Source organism: Paenibacillus hamazuiensis (assembly GCF_023276405.1).
GTDB lineage: Bacteria > Bacillota > Bacilli > Paenibacillales > NBRC-103111 > Paenibacillus_AF > Paenibacillus_AF hamazuiensis.
Map to the genome: position 1 here is coordinate 5,711,669 of NZ_JALRMO010000001.1, position 14,078 is coordinate 5,725,746.

The following is a 14,078-nucleotide window of genomic DNA, read 5'->3' on the forward strand; positions in this document are numbered from 1 at the left end:
TCCTACCAGCCTAAATCGTTTACAGGCAACGGCACTTGCAAAATCACACCGAAAACCCAAAAAATAATAAACGCTATCGATACGGAGAGCCCCGCACTCCAATACCATCTGTAACCGCGCATAAACAAAATAAATAAGGTGACCGCGCTGCCGATTAAAAATCCGGCAAAAGGTACAATAATCATGAAAAGGATTAACGAACCCGCACATACCAGTACATTGACAAGCCCTTCGCCTTTAGGCAAAATCTTCGAGAATAAAATGATTTCTTTTTTGAGCGCAACGACAAGATAAACGATGGACAATACGAAAATGAATCCGCTTACCCAAAGCGGCAGCAGGCCGGGTCCCGGGCCGTATTCGCTGTAATAATCCATCGACAACGATTCCCAAAACATGATTCCGCTGAAGAGAATAAAGAAAAGCGCCATGTAAACGCCTAAATTTTTCAAAATAAGCACTTCCTCATGGTGAATTAATTGATCTTGCCTTACCAACCGAGCAAACTTTTCAGTTCATTCACGCCGGCTTCTTCTTTCTGAAGCATCTTTTTGAAGTCTTCGCCTTTTGTGGTATCAATATTCAGCCCCATATCGCTCATTTTTTTAACGTGTTCGGGGTTTTTCATCGCTTTTTCCAGCGCCTCCTGGAGTTTGGCGACAATTTGCGGATCCATGCCTTTAGGACCGGCTATCCCTCTGATCGAATAATTTTCAATGTTCACACCTACAGCTTCTTTAAGCGTCGGCACATCCGGCAGCTGCGGAACGCGGTTTGGCATCATGACGGCGAGTACTTTCAGCTGCCCTTCTTTCATCGGATCAACCACTTCTCCGACCTTTGCAATAAGTACGTCTACGTGGCTTCCAAGCACGCTGGTCAATGCTTCCGATGTGCCGCTGAATTGTACGGCTCTGAATTTGGTTCCCAGCTGCTTGTTCATTTGCAACGAGGCAAAATGGTTGCCGGAGCCAACGCCGTTGCTGCTTGTGGAAAGCTCATTTTTCTTTGCATATTCGATCAAATCTTTAACGTTTGCAAAGCGGTCATCCGAAGCGCGCACGGCGATAACGCCTGCATCCAAAACGTGGTTGATAATAAAATCAAAGCTGTCGAGGTTCTCTTTTCTTTTTGCGGTCGGATTCACATAACCGGTTATGAGACCCGGTGTGTTCACGTAAGCAAGCGTATAGCCGTCCGGCTTGGCGTTAAGCAGCTCGGAGTAACCGACCCATCCGCCGCCGCCCGGTTTATTTTCCACGACTACAGGTACCCCCAGTTCTTTCTCTAAAATCGGGGTCAGCAGACGCGCTCCAAGGTCAGTTCCGCCGCCTGCCGCAAAGGAAACGATCAATGTGATCGGCTTTTTCGGATAATCCGTCTTCGGTGCGCTCGTCTGGGTATTGGTCTGGGAACCGGCTGCGGCTTCATTGCTCTTTTTGGCCACCGGTGATGTGCATCCGGCCAATGCACCCAGGGCCAGAACACAAACCGCTGCAAACGCAAAACATTTTTTCATGGCACAATCCCCCTTTGGGTTTTATTGTAATGCTTCAATGACATCCAGCCAGCGGCTCGGTGTTTTTCCATGAAACTTTTCCTTCAGATTGAAACGGGACAGTAGATCGAGTTTATCTTTTGCCGCTTTCGACATGGTCGAATCGATACTGGAGGATTCCAGCATATCGATGGAACCGGCCAGTTCAGCGGCTCTTCTGACCGCATGGATGGATGTGCCGGTTACGAGCCGGTTCATCGTGTCTTCGAAGCTTTTGCCGTTCATGGTTTCGCTTATGGAACTGATGACGAGCTCGTCTACATGATAGTGGTGTGCCGCTTCCAACATCTCGAGCAGCAGAGCCGCAATTCCTTTCATGTAGATGCTGCGGATCAATTTAACCGCTGAAGCGTCTCCGGGATTGTCACTAACCTTGCTGATGTCCATCCCGTATGGAGACAAAAGCTCAATGAAAGCGTCGGTTCCGCTTCCGCTCGCCAGGATAGGCACCTTGTGCTTGTATACCGGCAGAGGCCCCATCATGGCTGCATCAACAAATTTTACCCCGTTCCCGCGAATATTGTCATTAATTTTTTGTTTCACAGTCGGGTTGGAAGCGGATACATCAATGTAAATACAATTTTGCTTCAAGAACGGTTTTAAAGCGCCGCTGACTTCGTAAGCTTTGTCCGCAGGCACGGCAACGATCAGAATGTCGGTTTGGCTTAACACGGCCTCCGGTTCTTTCTGCAATCGCACCTGGGCTTTTTCCGCCCGTTCCTTAATTAAGGGACCGAATGTTGCGTCGTTCCACATCGGATCGTAAGCGACAATGTCTACCTCGCCTTGCTGTTTCAGTCCTGCCGACATTTCAAATGCTGCCTCTCCAAATCCGATAAATCCCAGCTGCATCTCTCTCTATCCTTTCTATGAAGAGCGTGCTCAAAAAGGTACGTCGCTTCGGAGTAGGGGAAATCTCCCGGTCGTTCTTGAGATCGTAAATTTTTTAATAATATTAAGCGGATTATTTACGATCTCAAAGGCGAACGCTATCGCTCCTTCAGCACACCCCTTAACTCCTTCGCTCGCTTTTTGAACACACTCTATAATTTTAAATTTTGTAATTCATTCCATTCCATAGGGCGCCATCGCTGTTTTTAACCAAGACGGCTCGATTTCGCCCCGCCTTATGGATAGCTTGCGTTTCTCCTCATCTTCCGCTTTTTTCTCGGCCAGGGTGAGCACCTCGTCTACGATATTTCTTGGCACAATAACGACACCGTCATCATCGCCAACGACCAAATCCCCGGGCTGCACGGAAACCCCACCGCAGGAAATAGCCGTATGCAGCTTGCCGGGACCGTCTTTATGCGGCCCGTTCGGATTAAAGCCTTTGCAAAAAATCGGAAAATGGAGCTGGATGAGGGCCTCTTTGTCGCGTGCGGCTCCGTCAATGACGATTCCCTCCAGACCCTTTTTCTGTGCCGCCTCCGCCATCAGCTCGCCAAGGTAAGCGTTTGCGACATGGCCCTTTCCGTCTGCGACGATCACATAACCCTCCTGCCCCAAATTAATCGCTTGATGCAGGAAAAGGTTATCCCCCGGTCTCAAATCCACCGTCAACGCAGTGCCGAACACCTTCATTCCGGATGAGACAGGTTTTATAGAAGGATCCATGGCCCCCGTTCGCCCCATCACGTCGCAAAAAAGAGATGCGCTAAGCCGCTTGGCTCGTTGAATAATCTCCTCAGGCAATAATGGCGAATTCATTCCAAAATAAAAATGGCTCATTAATACTTCACCTCTAGCGTTGTAGTAAATATAACGACATATATTTGTGTAGTAATATTTATTACTTTCGTAAGTAATAGTAACATTGATTTTTTTTCGTGTAAACCTTTTTTTCGGAATTCGTGCCGGTGCGCCGCTTTTAGAGTGTATTCATACTCTTTAAGACGGGAAACAAAAAAAGGTGTGGGAAAAAAGCTATTCGGATTCAAGCCAATCCGAACTTCTTTTTCCCACACCCTTAAGGCTCTGGCTCTATCAAGTTAAATGATAATTCGTTTCCTTGAGAATGGTATCCAGCTTATCGAGACGATGTTTTGTCTTCTCCGGGTAATGAATAACGACGGCGCTTATGATGTAATCCGCTATAAACATGGGAGCGATGATCGAATTATGAAACGCTACGCTGCTCACATTGCACGGTAAAACCGCATCCGAAAACTTGACCAACGGGGAAGAATAGCTGTCGGTTATGGATATAACGTTCGCTTTGTTCTCCTTGGCGGCTTTAACGAACTCAAATACTTTTCTGGCATACCTCGGAAAGCTGGTCGCAATAACCAAAACCGATGAATCGAAGTCATGCACTCTTTCCGTCCATTCAAAATGATCGGCATGAACCAAATCGCAGTTGCCGAGCAGCCGGTTAAGCCCGTATGTCAAGCTTTGCGCTACGGGCAGCCCGCTTCTGACTCCCGTACAATAGATATGTTTTGCGGAAATAATCATTTCCAATATGTTTTGCAAAGAATCACTCGAATTCATTTCAACGGTCGACTGGATGTTATTGATGTGATTCTCGGCACAACGGACCCATAGATCGCTTCCGGTCGTATCTTTTAAATTAGCCGCCAATCTGGTATTCGGATCGGCTCTGTTCCGCAAAATTTCCTGGAGCCCCTTCTGAAATTCGGAATAGCCGGAATAACCCAAACTGAAGGTCAGCCTCATGATGGTAGTCGTACTCGTTCCGACCAATCCGGCTAATTGATCGACCGTCAAAAACGCCACATCAACCGGATTTTTGATGATATAGTCCGCAACTTTCCGCTGGGTCTCGGTTAACTCGGAAATTTTATTTTTTAATTGGATGATCGGATTTTCCATTTATCGGCTCCAGTTAGTAGTATTCTAAACCAAAGTAATTTTTATTACTCTCCAACAACTACATAGTAACATTTTTATTTTTGAATTAAAAGATGTGCATCCTCCGAATTTCGATATTGCGAAGGCGTCATACCCTCCTGTTTCTTGAATACGCGGGCGAAATACGCGGGATCCTCGAAGCCCAGCTTCGATGCAATCTCTTCGATCGGAGTGCGGTCCAGCCGGAGCAGCAGCTTGGCTTCGCGGATTCGCAGGCCGTTCATAAAATCGGTCAGCGTGCGGCCGGTTTCTTTTTTGAACTGCCTGGAGAGATGCGCCGGATGAACCGAGCAATAGCGGGCCAAAGCTTCGAGCTCGAAAGGCTGTCCGAGATGCACCTCCAGGTAACCGGCCGCCTTTTGGACAAGCGCCGAATAACCGGCAAGCGTATACTGTTTGACCATGCCGCAGTACTCCAGGCACATGCGCTCCACAAGCTTCTCATGCATGTCCAGACTTTCCAGCCGCTCGATCTCGATGGCGAATTTCTCCGACAGATGGTGCAGGTAAAAAGGAGGTACTTTCCCGCGCTCCGCGGAGATCCGCATAATGGTGTTCAGCACGATGAGGCCGTTTTTGACGGCCCGCAGCGGCCTTCCCGGATAACGCTCGGAGAAGTCGAACAAATTCCGCGACTTCAGAAACGATTCCTTCAGCTTTGCCATGTCCCCCTTCTGGATGGCGTGCATCATTTGTTTTTCCATTTTGTATCTGAGATCGATCAAATCGGCATGTTCAGGATCCGGCTGATAGAGGGCCTCCTGCAAAAGGGACCTTTTTTGCCCGGTTGTACCTGAAGACGTTTGACGCACATCCATGAATTGCACTGAAATTTGCGGGATCTCGCCGATCCGGTGGACGACGCCGGCGATGCTGCGGATTTTGGAATTTCCCATCAGCTTAAGCCCGCGAAAAAAAGCTTCCAGCACGATCTGCTTGTTCTGCTCGATATGCGCTGCGCCGGCAAGCTTGGATAATTCGGGCATATGCGTCAGAAAAGGGCCGACCGCAAACAAACTTTCTTCCCCGTTCCACAGCGCGGCAACGTAAGACAAGCCAAGCTCATTCGTATAGACACAAGCCTGCTCCGGATACTGCCGCGCCGCATTCAGCATCGCCGATAAGTCGGCGGCCTGCCGCTCCTTGAGAAACTCCGGCAGCGGAGTCCGCTCAAAGGAAAGCTGCAGGCCGGCGGTTTCGTCCCAAACGTAGGTGTTCAGATCGGTCAAGTAAAACACAGTCGTACCTGCTTGAACTAATGAATTATTCTCCATACTCCACACCTTTGTTCAATGTTAAATAGATCCTATAAACACTATTCAAGTCTTATCTAATTTCATGTGTTCTAAGTATAATGGATGTATGATAGCGATTTCAATCGGATTGGAGTGTTCGTTATGTTATATCCTGTCGTCACTGAAACCCGAGGAGTCCTGGATCTCAACGGAATTTGGTCGTTCAAGCTGGACACCGGAAAAGGCTTTGAAGAAAAGTGGTACGAAAGCAAGCTTGATGATGCCATCTCCATGGCTGTCCCCGCCTCCTATAACGATGTCGGCGTAAATGCGGACATCCGCAGCCACGTCGGGTGGGTATGGTACGAACGCGAATTCACGGTTCCCGCCATGCTGGCCTCCCAGCGGCTGGTGCTGCGTTTTGGCTCGGTCACACATGTCGCAAAGGTTTATGTAAACGGAGTTTTGGCCGTGGAGCATAAAGGCGGCTTCACCCCATTCGAAGCGGTGATCAATAGCTTGGTAACATCGGGGAAAAATCGGCTGACCGTAGCCGTGAACAACATCGTCGACGAAACGACGCTCCCGGTGGGGCACTACAAGGAGGTCGACATTGAGGGATTGGGGAAGGTCGTACGCAACAACCCGAACTTCGACTTTTTTAACTATGCCGGCATCCACCGGCCTGTCAAGCTTTATACGACACCGGCCGCCTACGTCAAGGATATTGCGGTGGTTACGGATTTGCAGGATTCCATGGGCATTGTCCGATATGAAATTGCTGTCGAAGGGGAAGGCGAAATTAAGGCGAGTGTCCTGGACGAATCCGGCGATGTCGCAGCGCAGTTTGAAGGCTTCACAGGGCAGGTTCAGATCCCGTCGGCCCGCCTGTGGGAGCCGCTGAACGCCTACCTGTACACGCTTCGGGTCGAGCTTTGCCGGGAAGGGCGGCTGATTGACGTATACGAACAGCCCTTCGGCATCCGAACGGTGGAAGTGAAGGACGGACGATTCCTCATCAATCGCAAGCCGTTTTACTTCAAGGGCTTCGGCAAGCACGAAGATTTCCCGATCCATGGACGGGGCTTCGACGAAGCGGTTAATGTGACGGACTTCCGGCTGATGAAGTGGATGGGCGCCAACTCGTTTCGCACCGCACATTATCCGTATTCCGAGGAACTGATGAGGCTTGCCGACCGGGAAGGGATCGTCGTCATCGATGAGGTGCCGGCGGTCGGGGTTCACTTGAATTTTGCAGCGACGATGTTCGGGCAAAAGGCGCGACGCAACACCTGGGAGCATATCGGAACCTTCGGCCATCATCAGGATGTGATCCGCGAGCTTATCGCACGGGATAAAAATCACCCCTGCGTCGTCATGTGGTCGATCGCCAACGAGCCCGCCTCCGAAGAGGACGGAGCCTATGAGTATTTCGCACCGCTGGTGAAGTTAGCCAAGGACTGCGACCCGCAGCAGCGGCCTGTCACCATCGTCACCCACGGGTGGTCCACACCGGATACGTGCAAAGTGGCGGAGCTCGTCGATGTGCTTGCGCTGAACCGCTATTACGGCTGGTACAGCGAAGGAGGCGAGCTGGCTTCCGCGAGACTCAAGCTGCACAAGGAACTACAGCAATGGACCGAGCGCTGCCCCGGCAAACCGATCATGATGACGGAATACGGCGCAGATACGGTGGCGGGCTTGCACGATGTCGACCCTGTGATGTTCACGGAGGAATATCAGGTAGAGTACTTACGTGCCAATCATGAAATATTCGACCGATTGGACTGCTTTGTCGGGGAGCAGGTGTGGAATTTCGCCGATTTTAATACAAGCCAAGGGATCCTCCGCGTTCAGGGCAACAAAAAAGGAGTATTTACCCGCGAGAGAAAACCTAAGGCCGCGGCGCACGAGCTTCGCCGGAGATGGTCGGCGATTCCGGATTTCGGTTACAAGAAGTGAACGGCTTGAGTCAGACCCCGCTCCAAGCAAAATCCGTCCCGGCGGCAGGTTAATGAATATCTTTCTTTTTGAAACGGCCGCCCTTGACATCATGTATGTTGCCGATCGCGAGGAATGCGCCTGTGTCCATTTCATCGACAATCGATTTCAGCTTGGCTTCCTCAAGCCGGGAGATGACGCAAAAAATGACCTTTTTATAAGAACCGGTAAATCCGCCTTCGCCTTCCAAATAGGTGACGCCCCTTCCCAGCCGGCTCGTGATGGCTTCGCCGATTTCATCGTTATTGTCGCTGATGATCCATACGGATTTGGATTGGTCTACCCCCTCGATGGTGATGTCGATCATCTTAAAGGCAATAAAGTATGCGATTAATGAATACATCGCATGGTCCCAGCCGAACACAAAACCGGCGCTGCCCAAAATAAAAACGTTGAAAAACATAACGATTTCCCCCACCGAAAAAGGGCTTTTTTTGCTTACCAAAATCGCCACTATTTCGGTACCGTCCAGGGACCCGCCCGATCGAATGACCAATCCCACGCCGATCCCCAGGATGATTCCTCCGAATACGGAGGCCAGCAAAGGATCGATCGTAAGCGGCGGTACGGGTATGAGGAGGCTTGTGCCGATCGACATCATCAGGACGGCGAACAAGGTGGAAAAGGCAAATGTCTTCCCTATCTGCTTATATCCGAGAAGAAGAAACGGGACGTTTAAAACCGTTAAAAATATGCCTAACGGCAGGCGAGTTTCATGAGCCAATATGATGGAAATTCCGGTAATACCGCCATCGATGATATTATTGGGGACCAGAAATATTTCCAATCCTACCGAGAAAAGCCCGGCCCCGACAATCATAAAAACGATGCGGCGAATTAACTTCAGCCGGTTCAATTTGGGATGCTTCGCCACGCACTCCTTGACTTCCATATAACCTCCATGATAATGCGGGTGGAGTCTATAATCAGACTCCACCCGGGATTGCTTCGAATACAAAACTTAATGTTTCCAGTAATCCTGATTTATAACAAATTTTTTATCTCGAATCCGATTCCTTTGCTTGCTCCGGTTACCAAAGCGATTTTGTTCGTCATGATTCATTTCCTCCCCGTGATGACCGCCTCTCATTGAGAACGATCGTTCTAGTAAAGTGAAAAAAAATTGATGTTTTATGCCTTTAAAGTATGCATCGATAATTCGGCAATCCGCCGCAGTTTTTCTTTCGGAGCCGAAGTCCGAACCATGACCCGGAGTCCCGTTAAGGTATTTTGAAGATACTCGGCCAACTCCTTCGCCTCGTACCGCTTCGTGAACTCTCCCGTTTGCTGCCCCCACGATACGATTTCTGCAAGCATCTGTTCCGTTCTAGTAAAAGCCTTCATCGCTTTCGCGTCGACGTCGGCATCCCGAATCCCCAATTCGACGGCTGAATTCACAAACATACAGCCGGGCGGCGCATCTTCCTCGCCATGGATGATGAAGTCGAAAACAAACCGGAGCGCCTGCGAGGCCGTCTCGGATTGCCTGACCCCTGCCGTCAATCTGGCGGTGATCCGGTCTTCGAATCGATCCATCGCTTTAAGGAACAAGGTGTGTTTATCGGTAAAGGTATCGTAGAGACTTCTTCGATGAATCCCCATATGTTCGACCAGATCGTTCATCGAGGTTTTCTCATACCCTTGCTCCCAAAACAGCTTCATGGCCTTCTCCAGAACGGCGTTTTCTTCGAATTCTTTGCTTCTGGCCATTTTCAATACCCCCTTAACCCCATCATACCATTTTGGGAACGATCAGTAAATAATTACTTTTACCGATCATTCTCTTTCGTCCGCAAACGATAAAAAAGGAAGCTGACGCCGGCGGTTACCGATGTCAGCTTATCTTGTTATTTAAATCTATTCGCCTCGGGATCTTCCGTATCGAATCCGATGGCGTCCAGCTTGGGCCAAAGCTCGGAAGGGATCGGGTGAGCGGCGAGCTCCAGCGTCTGGGCGATCCGCTCCGGCTTGGTCATGCCGACGACCGTACTGGTAACGCGAGGGTCGCGCATGGAAAATTGAAGGGCCGCCGCAGCAAGAGGCACTTCGTATTCCTGGCAAACTTTGGCGATGGCCCGGGCGCGTTCGAGCAAGAGCGGTGGCGCATCGCTATAAGCATAGCGGGCGTAGGCATCCGGACCTTTGGCCAGCATGCCGCTGCCGTAGGGCGCTGCATTGATCACCGCAACTCCCAATCGATTTGCCACATCCAGCAAAGGCTCGGCCGACCGATTGAGCAGCGTGTAACGGTTATGCGTCTCCACGGCGCTGAACTCCCCCGTTTCCACATAACGAATGAGCATATCGACCGGACCGCCGGACATGCCGATGTGTTCGATGACTCCCTGATCCTTGAAGTTTTTCAGCACTTCAAGCGGTCCACCCGGACCCATCACGTTTTCAAAGGTCGTATGTTCCGGATCGTGTATGTATACATACTGCAGGCGATCCAGCCCCAAGCGGAGAAGACTTCCTTCGATGGAGCGTTTGATTTGCTCGCCGCTGAAATCTCCGGTTTTTAAGCAGCGGTCCGCTTTGGTGGCAAGCACGAAACCCGGGGGGAGTCCGCCCATCTCCTTAATGACCTTGCCGATCCGACGCTCGCTTTCTCCATCGCCGTAGGCCGCAGCCGTATCGAGGAAGTTGATCGGGCTTGAGAAAGCGGCGCGAATGGTCGCTAAAGCGTTTTCTTCCGGCGCGCTGTAAGCGAAAGTTTCGGGCATATCGCCGAGGGGGGCGCCGCCCACACAAATCGGCGACACCAACAGCCCGGTTTGGCCCAGCGGCCGAACGGAAATAGAAGAAGACATAACGTTGACCTCGCTTTCTATCACTATTTGCACTGCTTTTCTGAAAATCTCGACTCCGGCAGCCGAACGCACGGTAACTTGAACATCAATCCAAATCTATTTTCAAGCACTGCCGAAGTCATGTCAATAATCAGTTTGCACCGGCCTTCGTCACGGAGACCCGAACAGGCCGGATATCCGCTTCACCGTATGGTCTGTCCGGGAAGTCAGAATCAGCCGGTTTGAAAAAACTTTAACTCCCTCGGCATGATCCGCGACTTTCAACTCCGGCTTTCCGGAATGGTCGAAAACTACAATTCCGTAATCCGAGCCCTCCGGAAGTGTGGCAACCAATTTATTTTGCAAAATAACGACGTCTTTGAAATCCTCTTCCGACAGCAGCTTGTCATTATCGTTCGGGGGCAATTGGTGCAGCTCCTTAAGTCCGTTTGATTTGGTAACGGTATAAAAGACGCTGCCTTGCAGACCCTGGAACCAGGATACCGGGGCGGTGGCAGACAATTTCGCTTCGTTTGTTCCGTCTATGTCCGCGGAATATAACTGATGGTCCGAGTCTTTGACATAAAACAGCTTATTATCGATCATTTTAAAATAGCTGACCGACGTATCGACGACCTTGACCGTCTCGTTGGTCTCCGTATCGACGCTGTAAATTCGGTTCGGATTTTGACCGTTGGATGGGGAGGCCAGCACAAACACCCGATTTCCGACCAGCGTTCCGGTATCGGCACCGCTGCCGCTTTTTCCCCCGTTAGGCGAAAACTCCAAATGCCAGCCGTAGATCAAATCGGGATCGCCGATGCGAACAGGGCTGCTTTGCGGTTGACCGGCCCGAATCAAAAATAAATTTCCGCCGGAAGGCGGCGGCGTCATGGAAACCTGAACGGTATCATGAGCAGGCGGCTCCGCGCTATCCTCCGCCGGGCCTGGCGGTTCGATCCGAATGTCCTCGAAATGTCCCATAGTGGCCCCGCCAACATGGTATTTTGCGCGCAATGTATCGTTGGAAACATAAAAGGATATGAAGCTGGTACCCGTAACCGAACGTACCAATTCCGACTTCGAAGTATCCGTTTCGGATACTCGGTAAATATGAGAGCCTGAAGAAGTGTGCTGTACAAAATAATAATACTGGTGAAACAGTGCGATATCGTCCGAACCGTTTACGGCATCGGCGGGCAGATCGACGTTTTCTACCCGCGGATTGTTGGAGGAAACGGAAAGACCGCCCCGATTGTCCCACTGATAACTCCACCCGAACTCATCATGAGCGAATTTCCAGGTCAGTGGAAAATAGGTCACGTCCCGGAAGCTCAAGATCGGGTACATCTCCTTGGTGTTATCCACCGGATGACCGTTAACTTGAATGGGACCTTGCGCTACTGACGCCTGGAGGCTTGAAGCGTTCTTTTGCTGACCGGCGTAAGATGCGTACGAGGATGTGACCGCTGCCTGCCCGATCACCAGCCCTTGATCCGCCGACCAATCGGCCGTCAGGCCCATCATACGGCTGTCCGACCAGGTCATCGGCACATAGGTGACATCTTTGTACACGATCAGAGGGTACAACCGATCCGTGCTGTCAACCCGATTACCGTTTAACGTGACCGGGAAGTCCGGCAGTTTAACGGAAACAAACGAAGCTGCGGCATGGGCAGACTTCGTCGGTCCCACAGCCGGCACTAAAGGCAGCGCGCATAAAACTGCCGACAATGCAAGTTTTGACAAATGGCTCTTCAACACCTTGAGCTTCCCCCTTTTGCTTCATGAGATGGTCATCGGAAATGAAAACCTACTTGGTAGACGCCAAATCCAAGCAGGAAGTTTCATTCAACAATTCACCCCATCATACCTTTCCGGTCACTCCATCGTACCGCCGCTCACTGCCACAGGCTGCCGATTCACAAAATAAATGCTGGCCAAAATAAGAAGAAGTCCTGCCACAAGCGATGCGGTAAACGGCTCGCCCAGAAAAAAAGTGCCGGTCAAAATAGCCACCAAGGGGATAAGGAACGTATAAGATGCCACTTTGCTGGCCTCTCCCGAATCGATTAACTTATAAAACACCAGCCATCCCATGGCAATGACAAAAATCGATATAAATAACAAGCTGAAAATGAAAGCAGGCTCCCAATGAACGTCGGACCAGCGTTCAACGCGCGATCCCAAGACCGTCATAAACAAGCCGCCTTCCAGCAATTGAAGCGTCACCAGCCATATAGGATCCACGAGATGGCCTATTTTCTTGACGTAAATCGTTCCGAGCGCCCAGCTCAAGGCCGATCCGAGTGCGAGCAAAATGCCGGTAACGGAAATATGGCCGGACAATCCCCCTGCGCCGCTGCAAATGATCCCCACGCCGACAAAGCCGAGTATAAGCCCCGCGATTTTTAACCCGTTCATCGATTCTCCGAGCCACATCCATGAAAAAATGCCGACCAGCACCGGTTGAAGAAAAACGATGGCCGAAAAAAGCCCGGAAGGCAAATATTTCAGCCCGACGGTTTGCAGTCCGTAGTACAAAATGACATTAACCAAAGCGGAAATGAGATAAAAAGACCATGTCGACTTGAAATGCAGTTTGCCGTACCGCGAAAAAGCAACGGGCAGCAGCAAAATTCCTCCGAGCAGCGTTCGTACCCCGGAGAACAGAACCGGCGGTATAAACGACAATGCGAATTTGGATAAAGGCCAGTTGACTCCCCAAACGACAACTAAAAATACGATAAGCAGCGCGGATTGTATCCTTGTCAGTTTTTTCACAGATGCACGCCCCCTTGTTGTCCGATTCCTCTAACAAACCTCAATCATACGCTTCTTCAATTGTATTTTCAACAATTGCGAAGCTCGGTTCTTATCGCTATCCCGTTAAACTTTTGGATAAATCTCGATTGCAAGTGCGATATGTATAAGGGCGGGTTAACGGTTGCTGCTGAGCTTGAATGTGCGACATGTACAAGTGCAGGCTAACGGTTGCTGCTGAGCTTGAATGTGCGACATGTACAAGTGCGGGCTAACGGTTGCTGCTGAGCTTATTTGGTTCAAAAACGTCATTTTTACATTGTAACGGTTGTGGCAGAGCTTATTTCTCATCTTGTATCCCTCAAACCGATGAAAGTTCACAAATAACCGCTCTGACAACCGTTACCGTTCTGATAACATCCATTTGGCCCTTATAAGCTCATCTGCAACCGTTACACGATAAACAGTTTCCGGGAAATTGCCTTCGCCCTGATCCATCCTTAAACACACGGTCCCTGGCAGATCTGCAACCGCAAAAAAACACCCGCTCCTCCCAAGGAAGAACGGGTGTTTTTTTCTGCTCATCATATTCTGTATCCTGAGCGCAGCACGATAACCAGCAGGATATACAGCACGAGAACAAGGACCGCCGACGACCAGAATGCCGGCACCACCGGGTGATGATGGAAATGGTGCAGCTTCGGTTTTTCATAGACGTTGATTTGCTCGTAGCTGGCATGGACGTTGATCGGAGCCGGCGCATGCACAATCGGGGCTTGCGCCACAGGGGCTACCGGCATAGGTATCGGCATAGGCATCGGGTGATATTTTTCCATAGAAGACACCTCCATAAAATTG

General features: G+C 50.3%; 13 protein-coding genes. 1 reads left to right on the top strand and 12 read right to left on the bottom strand.

Annotation, left to right across the window (positions count from 1 at the left end; translation table 11 throughout):
- Positions 1-2: 2 nt before the first annotated feature.
- From MYS68_RS24810 to MYS68_RS24835, 6 genes are all read right to left on the bottom strand, one after another.
- Entirely contained in the window at positions 3-452 is a 450-nt protein-coding gene (locus tag MYS68_RS24810) for a tripartite tricarboxylate transporter TctB family protein (protein ID WP_248928410.1), read from the bottom strand.
- A gap of 38 nt (positions 453-490) precedes the next feature.
- Positions 491-1,519: a tripartite tricarboxylate transporter substrate binding protein gene (locus MYS68_RS24815; RefSeq protein ID WP_248928411.1), complete on the bottom strand. Its 1,029-nt coding sequence runs from the start codon at positions 1,517-1,519 to the stop codon at positions 491-493.
- A 21-nt stretch (positions 1,520-1,540) separates the two neighbouring features.
- Entirely contained in the window at positions 1,541-2,410 is an 870-nt protein-coding gene (locus MYS68_RS24820) for a prephenate dehydrogenase/arogenate dehydrogenase family protein (protein ID WP_248928412.1), read from the bottom strand.
- Between the two features lie 213 nt (positions 2,411-2,623).
- Positions 2,624-3,289, bottom strand: coding sequence for an RraA family protein (locus tag MYS68_RS24825; protein WP_338043611.1), 666 nt, complete (start codon positions 3,287-3,289; stop codon positions 2,624-2,626).
- Positions 3,290-3,544: 255 nt separating this feature from the next.
- Positions 3,545-4,393 carry a MurR/RpiR family transcriptional regulator gene (locus MYS68_RS24830; protein WP_248928414.1) on the bottom strand — a complete coding sequence of 283 codons (849 nt, stop codon included), beginning with the start codon at positions 4,391-4,393 and terminating at the stop codon, positions 3,545-3,547.
- Between the two features lie 74 nt (positions 4,394-4,467).
- Positions 4,468-5,706 (bottom strand): AraC family transcriptional regulator, encoded by a 1,239-nt coding sequence (locus tag MYS68_RS24835; RefSeq protein WP_248928415.1) that lies wholly within the window; start codon positions 5,704-5,706, stop codon positions 4,468-4,470.
- Between the two features lie 123 nt (positions 5,707-5,829).
- On the opposite strand from MYS68_RS24835, the gene uidA reads away from it, so the two are divergent.
- The gene (gene uidA, locus MYS68_RS24840; RefSeq protein ID WP_248928416.1) at positions 5,830-7,629 is read left to right on the top strand and encodes a beta-glucuronidase; all 1,800 of its coding nucleotides are present in this window, start codon (positions 5,830-5,832) and stop codon (positions 7,627-7,629) included.
- Positions 7,630-7,678: 49 nt separating this feature from the next.
- Here uidA and MYS68_RS24845 read toward each other — a convergent pair whose 3' ends face one another.
- From MYS68_RS24845 to MYS68_RS24870, 6 genes are all read right to left on the bottom strand, one after another.
- Positions 7,679-8,560 (bottom strand): YitT family protein, encoded by an 882-nt coding sequence (locus tag MYS68_RS24845; protein WP_248928417.1) that lies wholly within the window; start codon positions 8,558-8,560, stop codon positions 7,679-7,681.
- Between the two features lie 239 nt (positions 8,561-8,799).
- On the bottom strand, positions 8,800-9,378 hold the full coding sequence (locus tag MYS68_RS24850) for a TetR/AcrR family transcriptional regulator (RefSeq protein WP_248928418.1): 579 nt from the start codon (positions 9,376-9,378) through the stop codon (positions 8,800-8,802).
- Positions 9,379-9,515: 137 nt separating this feature from the next.
- Positions 9,516-10,478 (bottom strand): aldo/keto reductase, encoded by a 963-nt coding sequence (locus MYS68_RS24855; RefSeq protein WP_248928419.1) that lies wholly within the window; start codon positions 10,476-10,478, stop codon positions 9,516-9,518.
- A 150-nt stretch (positions 10,479-10,628) separates the two neighbouring features.
- A complete protein-coding gene (locus MYS68_RS24860; protein ID WP_248928420.1) occupies positions 10,629-12,221 on the bottom strand; it encodes a DUF5050 domain-containing protein in 1,593 nt (530 codons plus the stop codon).
- 117 nt (positions 12,222-12,338) lie between these two features.
- Complete coding sequence (locus MYS68_RS24865; RefSeq protein ID WP_248928421.1) at positions 12,339-13,241, bottom strand: DMT family transporter; 903 nt, start codon at positions 13,239-13,241, stop codon at positions 12,339-12,341.
- A 563-nt stretch (positions 13,242-13,804) separates the two neighbouring features.
- Positions 13,805-14,056 (bottom strand): hypothetical protein, encoded by a 252-nt coding sequence (locus tag MYS68_RS24870; protein WP_248928422.1) that lies wholly within the window; start codon positions 14,054-14,056, stop codon positions 13,805-13,807.
- Between the last annotated feature and the right edge of the window lie 22 nt (positions 14,057-14,078).

Excerpts from the sequence above, each read along its gene's own strand:
- MYS68_RS24825 (WP_338043611.1), bottom strand. The coding sequence starts at position 3,289 with ATGAGCCATTTTTATTTTGGAATGAATTCGCCATTATTGCCTGAGGAG.
- MYS68_RS24820 (WP_248928412.1), bottom strand. The coding sequence starts at position 2,410 with ATGCAGCTGGGATTTATCGGATTTGGAGAGGCAGCATTTGAAATGTCG.
- MYS68_RS24870 (WP_248928422.1), bottom strand. The coding sequence starts at position 14,056 with ATGGAAAAATATCACCCGATGCCTATGCCGATACCTATGCCGGTAGCC.
- MYS68_RS24855 (WP_248928419.1), bottom strand. The coding sequence starts at position 10,478 with ATGTCTTCTTCTATTTCCGTTCGGCCGCTGGGCCAAACCGGGCTGTTG.
- MYS68_RS24830 (WP_248928414.1), bottom strand. The coding sequence starts at position 4,393 with ATGGAAAATCCGATCATCCAATTAAAAAATAAAATTTCCGAGTTAACC.
- MYS68_RS24815 (WP_248928411.1), bottom strand. The coding sequence starts at position 1,519 with ATGAAAAAATGTTTTGCGTTTGCAGCGGTTTGTGTTCTGGCCCTGGGT.
- uidA (WP_248928416.1), top strand. The coding sequence starts at position 5,830 with ATGTTATATCCTGTCGTCACTGAAACCCGAGGAGTCCTGGATCTCAAC.
- MYS68_RS24850 (WP_248928418.1), bottom strand. The coding sequence starts at position 9,378 with ATGGCCAGAAGCAAAGAATTCGAAGAAAACGCCGTTCTGGAGAAGGCC.
- MYS68_RS24835 (WP_248928415.1), bottom strand. The coding sequence starts at position 5,706 with ATGGAGAATAATTCATTAGTTCAAGCAGGTACGACTGTGTTTTACTTG.
- MYS68_RS24845 (WP_248928417.1), bottom strand. The coding sequence starts at position 8,560 with ATGGAAGTCAAGGAGTGCGTGGCGAAGCATCCCAAATTGAACCGGCTG.